The following is a 13,721-nucleotide window of genomic DNA, read 5'->3' as shown; positions in this document are numbered from 1 at the left end:
GGGTCAGGCGGCGTGTTGAGTTGCGAAGGCAACCATGCGCGGCAGGATGTTCTTGCGGAACCGGGTTCCGGAGAAGCCGCCGTAGTGACCGACGCCGTCCGCGACAAAGTGGTTGCGCTTGTCCTCGGGGAGTCCCGCCAGGATCCGGTGGGCGGCGACCGTCTGGCCGGGGGCGCAGACGTCGTCGGCGCCGGCCTCCACGGTCTGCAGGGCGAGGTCCTGGACGATCGAGGGATCGATCGCGGTGTCGCGATAGGTGGCCTGGCCGGTCGCCAGGGTGCGGCGCTGGAAGACCTGGTCGATCGTCTGGAGGTAGAACTCCGCCGGCAGATCCAGAACCGACCAGTACTCGTCGTAGAATTCGACGACCCGGTCGGCCTGGTCATGGTTCCCGGCGAGCCGGTCGAAGAAGACGTTCTGTTGCTTCTCCATGTGGCGCTCCGGGTTCATCGACATGAAGCCCGCGAGCTGCAGGAAGCCCGGATAGACCCGGCGGCCGCGTCCGGGCTCGGTGAGCGGGACGGGATAGATCACGTTGCGCTCGAACCACGCCATCGAGTGCTGCGCGGCAAGTTCCGTGACCTGGGTCGGCGCCGCCGCCGGGTCCATCGGCGCGGAGATGATCGACAGGCTGGACGGGGTTCCCGGGAGACCATCACGGGCCATAACGCTCATCGCGGCGACCATCGGCGGGCCGGGCTGGCAGACCGCGATCGCCGACAGCGGCCGGGTGCCCTCGGCGGCGGCCTGCGCCATAAACCGGATTAGGTGATCGACGTAGTCGTCGATGCCAAAGGACCCGGCCTCCGCGGGGATCGTGCGCGCGTCCAGCCAGTCCGTGATCACGACGTCGCCGTGATCGAGCAGGGCGTCGACGGTGTGGCGGAGCAGGGTAGCGTGATGGCCGGAGAGCGGGGCGGCGACGAACCACAGGACGGGGTTCTCGACATGCGCCCGGGCGTCGAACCGCAGGAGGCGGGCGAACGGGGTCTGCTGGATGACCCGCTCGGGCTGATCCAGATCGAACGTCGGCTTGCCGTAATCACGCGTCATCCGGCTCAGCATCTCCAGGCTGGCCTGCGCGGGCCGGATGGCCGGGATCGCCGCGAACGGCTGCAGCAGCATCTGGCTCGCCTCGGCCAGCAGGTGCAGCGGCTCCAGGGTCATTCTGTGGGCGGCGTGCATCGCGTAGAGCATGACGGAACTCCGGAGGTGGGCAGCGCGGGGCGCGCTTGCCGGGAAATGGGCTCACAGGCGGGCGGCTGGCGGCGATCAGGCAGTGGCGAGCCCGTCAGGCCCGCCAGGCGGAGCCGTGCCCTGTGAGGCCTTGATGTCGGGCAGCTCGCCGGCGCACGGCTGGCGCAGCTCGACCGGGCGGTTGGCGTGGTAGTCACTGTCTTCCAGGGGAAGATTGAAGGCATGTCGGCGAACGAGTTCGCGCATCGGCGTGTTGGCGTGCTGGATGAACATCACCATCCGGGCGAAGCCGGTCGCGGCCGCGTGCCCGAGCGCGCTGGTCGCCATGGCGCGGCCAAGGCCCTGCCGGCGCCGGTCCGGATCGACCGAGAAGGCCGCCTCGCAGGTGGCTAGATCGCCTTCCAGGAAGATCTCGGTGAGCGCGACCAGGGCCCCGTGCTCGATCCGTCCGATCAGCTGGATGCGGGCCGGGTCGAGCCGGGCGACGTAGGCCTCGATGCCCGCGTCCTTGAGCGGCGTGCCGAAGCGCCCGCGCCGGTCCTCGGGTGACAGGCGTAGCAGGTGGTCGCGGATCAGCGGCAGGTGATCCGGGGTGAGCGGGGTCGTCGTCATATCGAGTCTCCGCGGGGTCTCGGGCGAGTAGGGATCAGGCGGTTTCAGGAAGCGGCGCTTCGGTACGGACTGCCGTCGCTGTGCCGATCTCGGTCGGGATGCCGGCGCCGGCATGAAGGCCTTCGCGCGGTTCCGGGTGAACGGCGCGCCGGCGGGCGAAGCAGCGCGCGACAACCTCGTCGCTGACTTCGGCCAGGGTCGCCGGCTGCCAGGCCGGCTGCCGGCACTTGTCGACCAGCTGCGCGCGCACGCCTTCGGCGAAGTCCGGCCGGGCGATCAGCGTCTGGCAGATGCCGTACTCCATCGCCATGCATCGGCCGAACGAGGCGCGGGCGCCGCGGCGCATGGCCTTCAGCGTGACCTTGAGCGAGGTGGGGCACTGCTGAGCGAGCACGCCTGCGGCATGCCGGCTCCAGTCGCTGTCCTCGGTCTGCAGCGCGACCAGGACCTCCTCGACCGTGTCGTGCCCGAAGCAGCGGTCGATCTCCGGCTGCTGCTGGCGGATCGTGGCGGCATCGCGGGCGATCGCCAGGCGATCGAGCAGTCCATCTACCGCGCCCCACGGCGCGCGGTGCAGCAGGGCCCGGGCGATCAGGTCGGGGATCTCGCCGAGGCGGTCCACCGGCACGAGGTGCGTGGCCAGGCCGGCTTGCACGGCATCGGCGCCGGTCAGGCGGGCGCCGGTCAGCGACATGTAGGTCCCGATCTCACCCGGTAGCCGGGGCAGCACGTAGCTGGCGCCGACGTCCGTGAAGAAGCCGATCCGGTTCTCGGGCATGGCCGCGGCGGTCCGGTCGGAGATCAGCGCGACGTAGGGCTTGGGAAAAGCGTGGATCCGGGGGTCAGGGCATAGAGCTCGTGGAAGAAGTGCGCGCCGTAAGCCTCGCCGGTCAGCTGCGCGGCCCGCACGGCCCGGACGTCGCCGCCGGCGGAGAACGTCGTGTCGCCCGCGCCGTCGATCACCACGACGTCGACGGCGGGATCGTTCGCGCAGCGATCCAGGGCGTCGTGGAGAGCGTGAACCAGGTCGAGGTCGAGCGCGTTCAGCTTCTCCGGCCTGTCCAGCGTCAGGTGCGCGACGGTGCCGATCTGTCGGTGACGCACGCCGCGCCCGCGCGGCGGTGTCTGGAGGGGCGGCGCTTCGGGTGCAGCGGTGCCCGTGGGGGTGTGATTTGCTGGCGCGGTGGCGGCCAGGGGCGCGATCAAGCCCGACCAGGCCGACCAGGCCGCCAGACCTGCCGTCAGCATGTGGAGGCTGACCGACTGGGTCGTGTCGATCAGCTCGCCCAGGTGGTGCCCAGGCAGGTCGGGCCGGAGGGCGCGCGTCGCGATCACCTCGCCGTCGACGGTCTTGATCTCGAAGCCCCGGGTGCGGGCAAGCGCGCGCATGCCGGTGTTGCGATTGCAGATGAACAGGTCGATCTGCTGGAAGCCGGCGAGGGCAGCCAGGCGCAGGGTGCGATCGAGCATGCGCGCGCCGATGCCCTTGCGTCGCCAGCCAGCGTCGACCGAGAGGGCGGCTTCGCAGCGGGTCTGGTCGGCTTCGGCGAACAGCTCGGTCAGGCCGCGCAGCTCGCCGTTGACGAAGTAGCCGATGTGGTGCCCCCGGCTGAGGTCGAGCCGGTCGACGTGGGTCAGGAGCGCGCTGTCCTTCAGCGGACTGCAAAACCGCAGGCGCCGGTCGGACTCGTCGAGACGGAGCAGGTGGCGGGCGATCAGCGGGCGGTCGGATTCGGTGAGGCGGTCGAGCGAACGCATGAAAGGGTCCCCGTCAGCGGTTTCCAGAAGGCGAAGAAGGCGTTGCCTGTTGCTCTGCGAGTCCTTCGAAGAACCGAGGACCTGTTTTCCGAGCGGGACGCGTGCTGCCCGATCCCAAGGATCATCGGGCTGCACCGGCCGGCCTCCCGTTCCCGACCTGCCACCCACCGGCCTGTGGGCCGTTCGTCGCTGCGGTGCAGCGCTGTCGATCCGCGCGGCGGCGCTGGGGCTAACCGTAGAGCTGGTGGCCGCGACGAAAGGGCGCAGTCGATCGGGGTGCGAATTCGCTTCGCGGGCGCAAAAAAACCGCTGCTGGTCGGCGGGTGTAGCGGCCCTTGTGGGAACCAACGAAAAACAGCCGACCTCCGTGGTGGAGGCCGGCTGTTAACGGCTGATCGTAGAGGTGGGTGGTTGGCGCGCCCGCGAGGACTTGAACCTCGGCGCGGGGTGTAGGAGACCCCTGCTCTATCCAGCTGAGCTACGGGCGCAAACGGGGGGGGTCAGATTTTCGGGCGGGTCACGCGGGCGCTGTTCTGGGCTGCCAAGACGATGACCCCCTCGATATCGGATCTGTGGATGTCGAAGCTGCCGCTGGCCTCTAGGGTCCAGCAGGCTGCGTTCACCAGGCTGTCCGGGCGCGGGTCGAGGGCCGTCAATTCCAGCAGCAGGAACCCGTCCTCGATCTCGGCCGGATGCACGCTCAGTTGCGGGTCGCTGTGGCCCCCGTTGGAGACCCGTCCGGTCGCGTGGACCGCGGCGCGCACGCTGCCGTCGATTGGGGTGAACGAGACTTGGAGGCTGTCGACAGCGAACAGACGACTGCGTGTACGCTCGCTCATCGCGCGGCCTCCTCCAGGCTGTCCGCCTCCGCGAGCGCGGTCTGGATCTGCGCCAGCCCGGCGTGCTCGGGGTCCTGCGATGCTTCGGGCCAGATCCGGGCGCGTGTCATGCCCGGGATCGGCTCACCGGTCTCGGGGTGTGTGCAGGTCACCTGGATGTACTCGCCGTCGGCGTTCCGGTACTCGAAGACCTTCATGATCGCGCAGAGGCGGCGATTGTCGCTGACGTCTTCGACCCAGACCTCCGGGGCATCCATGCCGGCGACGCTGGCCGTGAGGACCGTGTGGGCCGGGCCCAGTCCGATGTGAACGTCGTTGACGTGGCTCAGGTAGTGCTGCCGCTCGGCCTCGAGTTCCGCGATCGCCTGCCGGTGCTCGTAATAGTCTTCCGCGAGCGGCACGCCGACGGCCGGGATCAGGGCGGCCAGGGTGAGGATGAGGATCTTCATGTTCGTTTCCGATCAGCGGTCTTGAGCAGTGGCCTGTTCCGGCTTTAGGCCGTTGTCCAGGACCCTGGCGTGCCGGTGGGCCTGCTGGCGGTTCCGGCCTGAGCTGCCGTCGGTGTGCGGGGTCGTGGCCAGCTCCGGGCGAGCGTCAAAGTCGGGTGCAGGGCCGTGCACGCGGTCTAGGTGCTGGCGCAGCTCGCGTTCGATTTCAGCGCCATCGATCTCGTAGGCCATCTACTCTCCTCGCGGCGATCCGCATCAGTGTGTGGGTCTAACTTCGCCTCCGCGCCAGTCCACCGGCGGCTCGGGCCTTGATGTCAGTCCGCTTGGTTGGCGCCTGGCGCCTCGTCGGCGACGTCCGGAAGCCCGGCAAGCCGGGCGCGGATCTCGTCAAGCGCGACGGGGAAGTAGTTCCAGCAATCGACGCCGACATCGAGGCTGTGGCGTGTGCCGGGCAGGCGTCCGTGGCTGTGGCCGTAGAGCATCAGGGCGCCGCGGTGCTGACCGGGCCAGGCGCGCATGGCGTAGTGACAGAGCACGAGGCGCTGGCCCTCGACGACCGTCTCCAGGATGTCGTGGACGCTGTCCCAGCCGTCGAGCGCGCAGAAGCGGTTCTCGTCGTGATTGCCGCGGAGCAGGATCTTGTGCCCGTTCAGCTGGTCGAGCGTCTTCTGCGCCCGCTCCCGGCCGCAGCGCACGGCGAAGTCGCCGATGTGGTAGACGGTGTCGCCGGGGCGGACGCGCGCGTTCCAGTTGGCGATCAGTGCGTGCGTCATCTCCTCGGCGCTCGAGAAGGGGCGCTTGGTCAGGCCGATGATGCCGCCGTGCCAGAAGTGCGTGTCCGCGGTGAACCAGGTCTGACCGGGCATGGCTGCGCTCTCCGTTTCGTTGCGGGGGGTCGGGCGCGGTGATAGCCGTCGCGCGCGGGCCGCCGCAACGAGGGAGGGCGCGTGAGCAGCTAGTCGGCGTAGTGGCGAAACGGCTGCAGCGCGGCCCAGAAGTCCGAATCGCGAGAGTAGTTGAAGACCGGGTCGGTCATCATCTGGATGCTGTTGGTGCAGTAGTTCTGCACTGGCTCGGACTGGTCCGTGCCGAAGCCGGCGAGCTCGGCGCGCAGTTCGCGCCGGCTGCGGTCGAGGAATGCCTCCTCGAGGCCCTCGATCTCGGTGTCGACCGTGTTCCGGGTCTCGCCGGTGAGAATCACGAGGGATCCCGCGATGACCTCGACCGTATCGGCGTAGAAGTCCTCGTTGCGGGCCTGCCAGGCGCGCCAGCCGTCGCGGATCTCCGCGGCCTGGTCCGGGGTGATCCGCTGGCACTCGATCGCCGCCGCGGCGATCCACTGACGCACGCGCAGGACCTTGGTGTAGACCTCGGTCAGATGGGCGCCGACCTGATCCCGTTGGCGATCGTCCAGCTGCTCGATGTTCACCTTCTCAGTGCGGGCGTCGCCCGACTGGGCCAAGGCGGGCAGCGTGGCGGCGAACATGGTCGCGGCAACGCCAAGGATGATCAGACGCTTCATCGGGCAGGTCCTTTGTCGTCGGGTCGATGGACCTGATCCTGGCACCGGTTCGGTTACCGGGCAGTGACCAAAGTCACGGAGTGAGTCGTTTTGGGTGCTTCGAGCGTAAAACGACCCTATCCAGGATATGGGATCGACCGTGTAAGAGTGCCCGGGCGGATGCCATCCCGCATCTCTTCACCGCCAGTTGGGGCGGTTAGTTGCCTGCCGTCCGTTGGGCCGGCGGGCGCGTGAGCTGGCTGTTCTCACCTCCGGGCGCCGACCGATCCCGGCGCGCCGGGGTCGGTCGGTAGACGTCTGGCGGCGCGGCCGCATCAGCATCGCGGCGGCGCGGATCCAAGGGGCACACCGCAAGCGGGCCTTCCCCGGGCTCTCAGGGGCGAGCGCGACAGCAGGGGCTCACCGCGCGATGCGGGCGTTCCTGCCGCATGCCGGCCGGATCCTCGGGGCGCGAGGCGGCCGGTTGCTGACCGCTCACGCGATCCGCCAGTCAACGCCGGCGCCGGGATGGCACCGGCGTTGTGGACGTGCCCACCGGCTCAGGGCGTCCCCTGAGCCGCCCCGTCATTTCGGGCCGCCTCATTCGGGGTGGGTCATTCGAATACCTCCCGCGCCGGGCAGAGCTGCAGTGCCCCTTGGCGCGAGCCCCGTGCTCGGGGCTGGTGGTTTGCCGTACCCAACGGGCTGCGTCAGGAACCGGTCCGGAGGATAGCTCGGCGCGCAAGGCGCGCTGTCGTCGTAGGCGGCGCCCCGGCAGGAGCCGCTCGCGCGGCCTGTGCCGGGGTCCTGTCGTCCGGCACCGTGTTGCGCGGGCGCGCAGGGACGGGAGACCGGCTTCGTGTCGGTTGGCGGGCATTCTGTTGCGAGGGGCCCGCCGGAACCCCACCAGCAGGGGCTAAACCCGCTGGGATTGAGGGTGGAGTTTACCCGGACCGCTTACGCGGCCAGGGCCATCTCCGAAGCATCGTTGTCGTTCGCAACTCTGCTGTGGCCCGATGACGGCGGTACCATGCCGGGTGCAAGCCTAACCGTTTCACGCCTGTCGAGCCTGATTCGGCCCCAGAGACGCCGGCGCCGCGGTGAACCGCGCGCCGGCGGAATTTGGTGGAGCCGCCGGGAACTGCCCCCGGGTCCAGAACGTGTAGTGAGCGAGGTGTTCAGCACCATCACCCGGAGCGACCGGGCATTCGGGATATGCGTCCGCGTGAGGGCGTAGACAAGCCCTCGCGACGCACGGGGCGATCGAGGCGGGTCGGCCCCGGGTCGCTTGCCCCCGAGTCGACTTGGGTCAGTTGACCCGCATGCCGAGGTGCGCGGCCGTGAGCGGGCTGGCGCGCGGCACCGTGAAATCGTCCCGCGCGGCGATCCGCCGGGCGAGCTTGGTGGCGAAGGCGCGGTCCAGCAGGGCCTGGTTCAGGTTGTTGACCGCCGCCGGGTGCGCGTGGAACTCGAGCACCAGCAACTCCTCCGCCAGGCTGGGCGAGGCGCTGTGCAGCGGCATCGCGATGCGCCGGCGCAGATGCTCGATCTCGGTGTGGTCGCCGCAAGCGAGTGTGCCGAAATCGAGGTGCACCAGCGCGCCCACGCTCGCGCGCAGGCGCCCGATCCCCTGTTTCGGCATCTCCAGGATGCTCTGGTCGATCAGCGCGTAGGTCGGAAAGTCGGGCGCACGGTGCATGGCGGACCTCCAGGCGGATGGCTTCTGGAACAGGGCGACAGAGGCGATGCGTCGCTGGCGATCAGCTGGCCACGTTCTCCAGCATCTCGCTTGGAACGGCGCTCTCGGTCTGGTCGTCGACCAGCAAGGCGCGCACCGCCTCGCTGACCTTGGCCTGTTCCGGGGTCTGCGTGCCGAGGGCCTGATCGACCTCGCCCAGCAGGTCGAGCAGCTGTTCGCGCATCGCGACCAGGTCGTCCTGGGTGAGCTGATCGACCGGCGCGATCGGCCGGATCATCTGCGTGCCGCCCCAGGCGTTGCCGAAGCCGCCGACGCCGAGGTCGCTCAGCAGCGGGCTGTGCGCCGGCAGGATCTCGGAAATTTCCGCCCCGGTGGCGTTCGCCAGGCGCAGGACGTGCTTGTGCGAGAGCGTGCGCTGGCCCGTCTCGATCCGCGACACGTAGCCGTGCGAGTGGCCGATGACCCGCCCGACCTCGCTCAGCGTCAACTTCATCCGCTTGCGGAAAGCGCGCAGGGCCTCGCCGTGAAGCATGCGCGCGGCGTCTGTCATCTTAGGATCGCTCATCGATCTTGTGTCCCCGGCCAGAAGGTGCCTTCTGACATGTAATTGGGTACCTGGCGGCGCGATGGGGCGCGCACGAGCGTAAAAAAGTGCCAGCTGGTACGTAAAAAGCAACTGACGACCGAAATGCGGCAGCCCGGAACGCTCGCCCCTTGAGCGTTCCGGGCCGTTCCGCGGCTTCGGGGTGGACGGCTACTGCATCTGCCAGCTGCCGTCCGGCATCCGGCAGGCGGTGCCGTAGCCGGTCTGGGCCTTGCCGCCGACCATGATGGTCGTCTGGTACTCGCGGCAGTAGGAGCCGGACTGCTTGTAGGTGCGGGTCGGTGTGATCTGGCCTCGGTTGCCGGAGTCCGGGTTGCGCCAGCGAGCCGGCTGGCCGCTCGGGTTGGTCTCCAGCGCCTGCTGGGCGGTGCGCTCGGCGTAGAGCTTGTCGGCGCGGTCGAGGCTCTTGCCGATCTCGCTGCCGACCAGGAGGCCGATCACGGCACCCGTGCCGGTCGCGAGTAGCTGCCCCCGGCCGTCGCCGATCTGGGAGCCGGCAAGGCCGCCGACGCCGGCGCCGATCAGGCCGCCGCCGATCTGTTTCGTGCCCATGCCGTTGGTCTGGCAGGCCGCCAGCATGGCGCCGAGCGCGAGCGCCCCGGCGATCTTCAGAACCTTCATCTGAACCTTCCTTTCGAAACGCGCTTGAGCCCGGGGATCCGGTCGGTGTCCTTCGAAGACCTGAGGACACCGACCGGAGCCGGTCCTAGCTGTCAGCCAGCGCGGCCGCCATCTCGCGGGCGCGCTCGTGGCTGGCCCGGTCCTGGATCGTCTCGATCTCCTGAGGATAGAGCTCGAGCAGGCGACGTACGTCCGAGGCGCGCTCGAGGTAGAGGCCGAACGAGCCGGCCGGCTCGGCGGCGCCCTTGACGTGGCTCATCAGCTGGCGCTGCATATCGGTCTTGTAGCGCTCGAACTGGGGAATGCTGGCACCTCGGTACTCGCGCGCCGGTGACCTGAAGCGGATCCGCCAGGACAGGTGCGGGGCCGACCAGTTCAGCGGGTCGGCCGACAGCGCTGCGTGGGCCCGCTGCTCAAGGCGTGAGCCCCGGTCCTGGGACCCGTTCGGCTTGGGCAGGGGGATGGCGCCCTGCAGCGCCTGGGTCGTGGTCGGCATCGCAGGCATCTCCGTTAGGTGCGGGCCGCTACTCGGCGGCTTCAGGATGGGCGGCTTCAGGATGGGCGGCGTCAGGATGGGCGGCGCCGGAATCCCGGGCGCTGGTTTCGTCGAGCGCCGTGTTGCTGCGGCCGCTGGCCGCGAGGATCGCGCGGGCGGCCGGACTCGACAGGCGGCGATCCTGGATGCGCTGCATCAAAACCGGGTCGACCTTGCCCGGGCCGGTGTCGCGGCGGGGGTTGCAGGCGCAGCTCGCGGCGTCGTTCGGGCTCGGGCACAGCCGCCGGGGCGCGCTATTGCACGGGCAGAGCGGCTCGCCGATCATGCGGCGTTTGGAGGTGATGGTCATGCGGCGTGATCCTTGCGCGGGCTCCCGGCGCCGGGTACCTGGAGCGTGGGCTCGATCTTGGAGGTGGTGGCCGGGGCCGAAACCGGCGCCTTGGCGGAAGACTTGCCGGCCGCCTCGGTCTTGGCGCTCAGGAGGTCCTGCAGCCAGATCGCGTCGCCCTGGCGCGCTATCACGCGGTTGCCGTCGAACTTGCGCCACGCGCACTCGTCCTGGGCGACCGGGATCAGCTTCCATCCGGCCCGCTTCATCAGGTCCATCGCGCGGGCGCGCTGCTCGACCTCTTGCGCGGCCTGGCGGATCTGCGTGGCCGGGCCGCGCAGAGAGCGGTACTCGATCTCGACACCGGCCGCCTCGGCGGCCTCGATACCGTAGCGCATACCCTTGGTGACGCCGCGGTCGACGTAGACGACGCTGGCCCGGGCTACCCGGCGCCAGACCAGGCCCGCATCGATGCCCCACTGACGCTCGGCCGGCACGTCGTCATTCAGCACGCCGGGCTGGGTATAGAGCAGATGCGAGGCGACCGGGGCGTCGCCGGCGGCCAGCGCGTGCCGCAGGCAGGCGCGGGCGTAGCGGATGTTGCGGCGCTCATCGATCTTGCGCGCGATCCGGTGGAGGAAGCCCGGCAGGAACCGGGGCAGCTTGGAGGTGCCCGCGAACGGGCTTTCCAGGATAACGGGGCGCATGGGGGTCCCTTTTCAAAGAACAGGCAACAACGACCGACGATGCCGACGCGAATACGCCCGCATCTTTTCGGGAAATGGGAGCGTCGGAAGGGTGCTGGACGGGGCAGCCCCGTCTGCTTGCCCGGATCTAGCCGGCTGTGCCGGCGGCCCCTGGGAGCCCCAGGGCCTGACGGATCGCCTCCGGGCCGCGCGCCAGGAAGTCCGCCGCCTCATAGCGGGACTTCAGGCGGGCCCGGAGGTCCGGGAGGATCCGCTCGATGTCTCGCTCGTGGGCGTCCTCGCCGATGTAGTCGAGCATCACCCGCATGTACTCGTGGCTGGGCGATTGGGCGGTGATCTCCCCGGCCGCGCGCTTGGCCTCGATGTGCTGGTCGATCGCGCGGAGGTGAGCCAGGCGCTGGAGGCGGCCCTCCAGGCCGGGCTGCAGGTCGGCGATCTCCTCCTTGGTCGGGAAGTCGGCCAGGATGTCGTGGGCCTGTAGCGACAGGCCGCGTTTAGAGGGGGCGCCCTCTGCGAGTACGCGCTTCCAGGTCCGCCCGCGCCGCACCCACTCCTGCCGGCTGACCTCGGCTGGCCGGTGTCCGCGCTCGAAGCCGAACGGGCTGATCTCGGGCAAGTCCGTGATCGCCTTGCGCAGGGTGTCCTGCTCGGTGAAGACGAGCAGGTTGGCGTGGTGCGGGTCCTCAGGATCGAGCAGGAAGCAGAGGTTGCATTGCCAGTCCCAGTCCGGCGAGCGTGTGCCCATCGGCTTCAGGGCGGCATCCCAGGCCTTGCGCGCCTCGTCGTGAACGTCCGAGGCCGCCGAGGTGGGGTGCTCGACCGGGATCAGGTCCGGCCGGGCCGCCCAGTAGTCGAGGGTTCGGGTGGCCTGCTTGGCGAAGCGGCTCTTAAAGCCGTGGGCGATGAGCGGTTGCAGCGTCTGGCGCAGGCGATCGCAGAGCCGGCCGAGGGCGGCCAGGTCGGCGACCGCGACCTGGCAGCCGCGCGGGACTTCCGGGTTCATCGCGTATCCTTGCCTGGACGGGATGCGCCCCGAACCCGCTAGTCGGGTCGGGGCGCAACTCGGGTTGCCGGGGCCGGGCCCTTCCCGGCAGATCGATCAGGCCGCCTGGCTCGCGGCGGCGAGGCTCGGGCGGGCGTCGTCGATCATCAGCTCGGCCGAGCGCCGGCCCTGCCACTCGTTGACCGACAGGGTGCCGGCGATATCGATCCGGCGGCCCTTACTGTTTAGGATCTGCTGGGCGAGCTCGGTCCCGCCGACGTGGAAGGCCATCGCCTTGACCTGGCGGCCGCCGTCACCGCGCAGCTTGACGCGCAGATGCGCGGGCACCTGGGTCTTCTTGCACAGCAGCATGTCGGCGTCCTCGACGAGCGCGTTCGCCACGATGAAGCGCGGCTTGGGATTGCCGACGCCGAACGGCTCCATCGTCACCAGGCTGTCGGCCAGGCCGATCGACACCTGATCGACGGTGATCTTGGCGTCGAAGGTGCTGACCACCCCGGTCTCGCCGAAAGGGCTCTCCTTGACCTTGTCGCAGATGAACGCCTCGAAGGCCTCCAGCTTGTCCCGTTCCAGCGTGACGCCGCCGGCCATCGGGTGACCGCCACCCTTCACCAGCAGTCCGGCGTTGCGGGCCTCGATGATCGCGGCGCCGAGGTCAAAGCCGGCCATCGAGCGCGCGGAGCCCTTCAGCAGGCCCTCGCCGACATCGGTCAGGCAGAAGGCGGGCTTGTCGTAGGCGTCCTTCATGCGCGAGGCGACGATGCCGATGATGCCCTCATGCCAGTCGTCGCCGACGGCGAAGCAGGCAGGCTTGTCGGCGCCCAGGGCGTCGACCTGCTGGATCGCCATCTGGGCGCAGGTCTTCTCCATCGTCTGGCGCTCGCGGTTCAGCGCGTCGAGCTGCTGGGCGATGTTCAGGCACTCGACCGGGTCGTCGCTTGAGAGCAGGGTCGCGCCCAGCATCGACGAGCCGATCCGGCCGCCGGCGTTGACCCGCGGGCCAAGGATGAAGCCGCAGTGGTAGGCCTCAAAGCGGCCCTCGATCTGCGCGGTTTCGGCGAGCGCGGCGATGCCGGGGTTCTGGCGCCGGCCCATGATCTCCAGGCCGCGCTTGACGAAGGCGCGGTTGACGCCGGTGAGCGGCACGACGTCGGCGACTGTCCCGAGCGCGGTCAGGTCGAGCAGGCCGAACAGGTCGGGCCTGGCATCGATCTCCTGCAGGTAGCCGCTGTCGCGCAGCCGGGCGTTCAGCCCGACGCACAGCAGGAACACCATCCCGGCGGCGCAGAGGTGGCCGTAGCCGGTATCCTGGTCCTGGCGGTTCGGGTTGATCACCGCGACGGCGTCGGGCAGCTGCGCTTCCGCGGTGTGGTGGTCGACGATCACCACGTCCATGCCGAGCTTGTTGGCGTGCTCGACGGCCTCGAAGTGGACGGTGCCGGCGTCGACGATCACGACCAACTGGGTCCCCTCGTCCTTGAGAGTGTCCAGGCCCTGAATCGATGGGCCATAGCCCTCCTCGATCCGGTCGGGAATGTAGATCCGCGCCTCGTTGCCGACCTGGCGCAGATAGCGGCACAGCGTGGCGGAGCTGGTGGCGCCGTCGACGTCGTAGTCGCCGAAGATCGCGATGCGCTCCTGCCGGCGCAGCGCCTGCTCCAGCCGCTGGGTGGCCTCGGGCATGCCGAGGAAGAAATCCGGGTCCGGCAGCAGCGCCCGCAGGGACGGATCCAAGTAGGCGGTCGCGTCCGAGCCGGTGTAACCGCGCGCCGCCAGGATCGGTGCGACACCCGGGGCCGTGCCGGCCTCGACCAGGGCGCGCACGTCGGCCGCGTCGGTCTCGGGCAACTGCCACAGCCGGTTCTTGAAGGAGCGCTGGGTCTCGTCGGGCATGGGTTTCTTTACCT

At 69.6% G+C, this 13,721-nt stretch carries 17 protein-coding genes, 1 tRNA gene and 1 other RNA gene; all 19 read right to left on the bottom strand.

What is annotated here, in order from left to right:
- Window positions 1–3: 3 nt before the first annotated feature.
- Window positions 4–1,197, bottom strand: a complete 1,194-nt coding sequence (gene phaZ, locus CKO28_RS01755; protein WP_200338814.1) for a polyhydroxyalkanoate depolymerase — start codon at window positions 1,195–1,197, stop codon at window positions 4–6.
- Between the two features lie 75 nt (window positions 1,198–1,272).
- Complete coding sequence (locus CKO28_RS01750) at window positions 1,273–1,809, bottom strand: GNAT family N-acetyltransferase (protein ID WP_200338813.1); 537 nt, start codon at window positions 1,807–1,809, stop codon at window positions 1,273–1,275.
- Window positions 1,810–1,843: 34 nt separating this feature from the next.
- On the bottom strand, window positions 1,844–2,587 hold the full coding sequence (locus tag CKO28_RS28805; protein ID WP_200338812.1) for an enoyl-CoA hydratase/isomerase family protein: 744 nt from the start codon (window positions 2,585–2,587) through the stop codon (window positions 1,844–1,846).
- A gap of 23 nt (window positions 2,588–2,610) precedes the next feature.
- The gene (locus CKO28_RS28800) at window positions 2,611–3,567 is read right to left on the bottom strand and encodes a GNAT family N-acetyltransferase (protein WP_200338811.1); all 957 of its coding nucleotides are present in this window, start codon (window positions 3,565–3,567) and stop codon (window positions 2,611–2,613) included.
- A gap of 412 nt (window positions 3,568–3,979) precedes the next feature.
- A tRNA-Arg gene (locus CKO28_RS01735) sits at window positions 3,980–4,055 on the bottom strand.
- A 12-nt stretch (window positions 4,056–4,067) separates the two neighbouring features.
- Complete coding sequence (locus CKO28_RS01730) at window positions 4,068–4,406, bottom strand: hypothetical protein (RefSeq protein ID WP_200338810.1); 339 nt, start codon at window positions 4,404–4,406, stop codon at window positions 4,068–4,070.
- A complete protein-coding gene (locus CKO28_RS01725; protein ID WP_200338809.1) occupies window positions 4,403–4,855 on the bottom strand; it encodes a hypothetical protein in 453 nt (150 codons plus the stop codon). The genes CKO28_RS01730 and CKO28_RS01725 overlap by 4 nt, the downstream gene beginning before the upstream one ends.
- Window positions 4,856–4,867: 12 nt before the next feature.
- On the bottom strand, window positions 4,868–5,086 hold the full coding sequence (locus CKO28_RS01720; protein ID WP_200338808.1) for a hypothetical protein: 219 nt from the start codon (window positions 5,084–5,086) through the stop codon (window positions 4,868–4,870).
- A gap of 83 nt (window positions 5,087–5,169) precedes the next feature.
- Window positions 5,170–5,721: a metallophosphoesterase gene (locus CKO28_RS01715; RefSeq protein WP_200338807.1), complete on the bottom strand. Its 552-nt coding sequence runs from the start codon at window positions 5,719–5,721 to the stop codon at window positions 5,170–5,172.
- Between the two features lie 89 nt (window positions 5,722–5,810).
- Entirely contained in the window at window positions 5,811–6,377 is a 567-nt protein-coding gene (locus tag CKO28_RS01710; protein ID WP_200338806.1) for a hypothetical protein, read from the bottom strand.
- An 845-nt stretch (window positions 6,378–7,222) separates the two neighbouring features.
- Window positions 7,223–7,601: a transfer-messenger RNA gene (ssrA, locus tag CKO28_RS01705) on the bottom strand.
- A 64-nt stretch (window positions 7,602–7,665) separates the two neighbouring features.
- Window positions 7,666–8,055, bottom strand: a complete 390-nt coding sequence (locus tag CKO28_RS01700) for a hypothetical protein (protein WP_200338805.1) — start codon at window positions 8,053–8,055, stop codon at window positions 7,666–7,668.
- Between the two features lie 61 nt (window positions 8,056–8,116).
- On the bottom strand, window positions 8,117–8,620 hold the full coding sequence (locus tag CKO28_RS01695; protein ID WP_200338804.1) for a helix-turn-helix domain-containing protein: 504 nt from the start codon (window positions 8,618–8,620) through the stop codon (window positions 8,117–8,119).
- Between the two features lie 189 nt (window positions 8,621–8,809).
- Window positions 8,810–9,280 carry an RT0821/Lpp0805 family surface protein gene (locus CKO28_RS01690; RefSeq protein WP_200338803.1) on the bottom strand — a complete coding sequence of 157 codons (471 nt, stop codon included), beginning with the start codon at window positions 9,278–9,280 and terminating at the stop codon, window positions 8,810–8,812.
- An 85-nt stretch (window positions 9,281–9,365) separates the two neighbouring features.
- Window positions 9,366–9,776 carry a hypothetical protein gene (locus CKO28_RS01685; protein ID WP_200338802.1) on the bottom strand — a complete coding sequence of 137 codons (411 nt, stop codon included), beginning with the start codon at window positions 9,774–9,776 and terminating at the stop codon, window positions 9,366–9,368.
- Between the two features lie 28 nt (window positions 9,777–9,804).
- Window positions 9,805–10,125: a hypothetical protein gene (locus CKO28_RS01680; protein WP_200338801.1), complete on the bottom strand. Its 321-nt coding sequence runs from the start codon at window positions 10,123–10,125 to the stop codon at window positions 9,805–9,807.
- Entirely contained in the window at window positions 10,122–10,811 is a 690-nt protein-coding gene (locus CKO28_RS01675; protein WP_200338800.1) for a DUF7768 domain-containing protein, read from the bottom strand. The genes CKO28_RS01680 and CKO28_RS01675 overlap by 4 nt, the downstream gene beginning before the upstream one ends.
- A gap of 127 nt (window positions 10,812–10,938) precedes the next feature.
- On the bottom strand, window positions 10,939–11,814 hold the full coding sequence (locus CKO28_RS01670) for a hypothetical protein (RefSeq protein WP_200338799.1): 876 nt from the start codon (window positions 11,812–11,814) through the stop codon (window positions 10,939–10,941).
- 96 nt (window positions 11,815–11,910) lie between these two features.
- Window positions 11,911–13,707: a single-stranded-DNA-specific exonuclease RecJ gene (gene recJ, locus CKO28_RS01665; RefSeq protein WP_200338798.1), complete on the bottom strand. Its 1,797-nt coding sequence runs from the start codon at window positions 13,705–13,707 to the stop codon at window positions 11,911–11,913.
- Between the last annotated feature and the right edge of the window lie 14 nt (window positions 13,708–13,721).

Origin of the sequence: Rhodovibrio sodomensis (assembly GCF_016583645.1) — a bacterium.
In the GTDB taxonomy this organism is placed as follows: Bacteria; Pseudomonadota; Alphaproteobacteria; order Kiloniellales; family Rhodovibrionaceae; genus Rhodovibrio; species Rhodovibrio sodomensis.
The sequence above is the reverse complement of the archived record's forward strand: the minus strand, read 5'-3'. Positions and strand labels throughout refer to the sequence as shown.

Excerpts from the sequence above, each read along its gene's own strand:
- CKO28_RS01730 (WP_200338810.1), bottom strand. The coding sequence starts at position 4,406 with ATGAGCGAGCGTACACGCAGTCGTCTGTTCGCTGTCGACAGCCTCCAA.
- CKO28_RS01675 (WP_200338800.1), bottom strand. The coding sequence starts at position 10,811 with ATGCGCCCCGTTATCCTGGAAAGCCCGTTCGCGGGCACCTCCAAGCTG.
- CKO28_RS01715 (WP_200338807.1), bottom strand. The coding sequence starts at position 5,721 with ATGCCCGGTCAGACCTGGTTCACCGCGGACACGCACTTCTGGCACGGC.
- CKO28_RS01670 (WP_200338799.1), bottom strand. The coding sequence starts at position 11,814 with ATGAACCCGGAAGTCCCGCGCGGCTGCCAGGTCGCGGTCGCCGACCTG.
- CKO28_RS01710 (WP_200338806.1), bottom strand. The coding sequence starts at position 6,377 with ATGAAGCGTCTGATCATCCTTGGCGTTGCCGCGACCATGTTCGCCGCC.
- CKO28_RS01750 (WP_200338813.1), bottom strand. The coding sequence starts at position 1,809 with ATGACGACGACCCCGCTCACCCCGGATCACCTGCCGCTGATCCGCGAC.
- CKO28_RS28800 (WP_200338811.1), bottom strand. The coding sequence starts at position 3,567 with ATGCGTTCGCTCGACCGCCTCACCGAATCCGACCGCCCGCTGATCGCC.
- CKO28_RS01680 (WP_200338801.1), bottom strand. The coding sequence starts at position 10,125 with ATGACCATCACCTCCAAACGCCGCATGATCGGCGAGCCGCTCTGCCCG.
- CKO28_RS01725 (WP_200338809.1), bottom strand. The coding sequence starts at position 4,855 with ATGAAGATCCTCATCCTCACCCTGGCCGCCCTGATCCCGGCCGTCGGC.
- CKO28_RS01685 (WP_200338802.1), bottom strand. The coding sequence starts at position 9,776 with ATGCCGACCACGACCCAGGCGCTGCAGGGCGCCATCCCCCTGCCCAAG.
- CKO28_RS01690 (WP_200338803.1), bottom strand. The coding sequence starts at position 9,280 with ATGAAGGTTCTGAAGATCGCCGGGGCGCTCGCGCTCGGCGCCATGCTG.
- CKO28_RS01700 (WP_200338805.1), bottom strand. The coding sequence starts at position 8,055 with ATGCACCGTGCGCCCGACTTTCCGACCTACGCGCTGATCGACCAGAGC.
- recJ (WP_200338798.1), bottom strand. The coding sequence starts at position 13,707 with ATGCCCGACGAGACCCAGCGCTCCTTCAAGAACCGGCTGTGGCAGTTG.
- CKO28_RS01720 (WP_200338808.1), bottom strand. The coding sequence starts at position 5,086 with ATGGCCTACGAGATCGATGGCGCTGAAATCGAACGCGAGCTGCGCCAG.
- phaZ (WP_200338814.1), bottom strand. The coding sequence starts at position 1,197 with ATGCTCTACGCGATGCACGCCGCCCACAGAATGACCCTGGAGCCGCTG.
- CKO28_RS01695 (WP_200338804.1), bottom strand. The coding sequence starts at position 8,620 with ATGAGCGATCCTAAGATGACAGACGCCGCGCGCATGCTTCACGGCGAG.
- CKO28_RS28805 (WP_200338812.1), bottom strand. The coding sequence starts at position 2,587 with ATGCCCGAGAACCGGATCGGCTTCTTCACGGACGTCGGCGCCAGCTAC.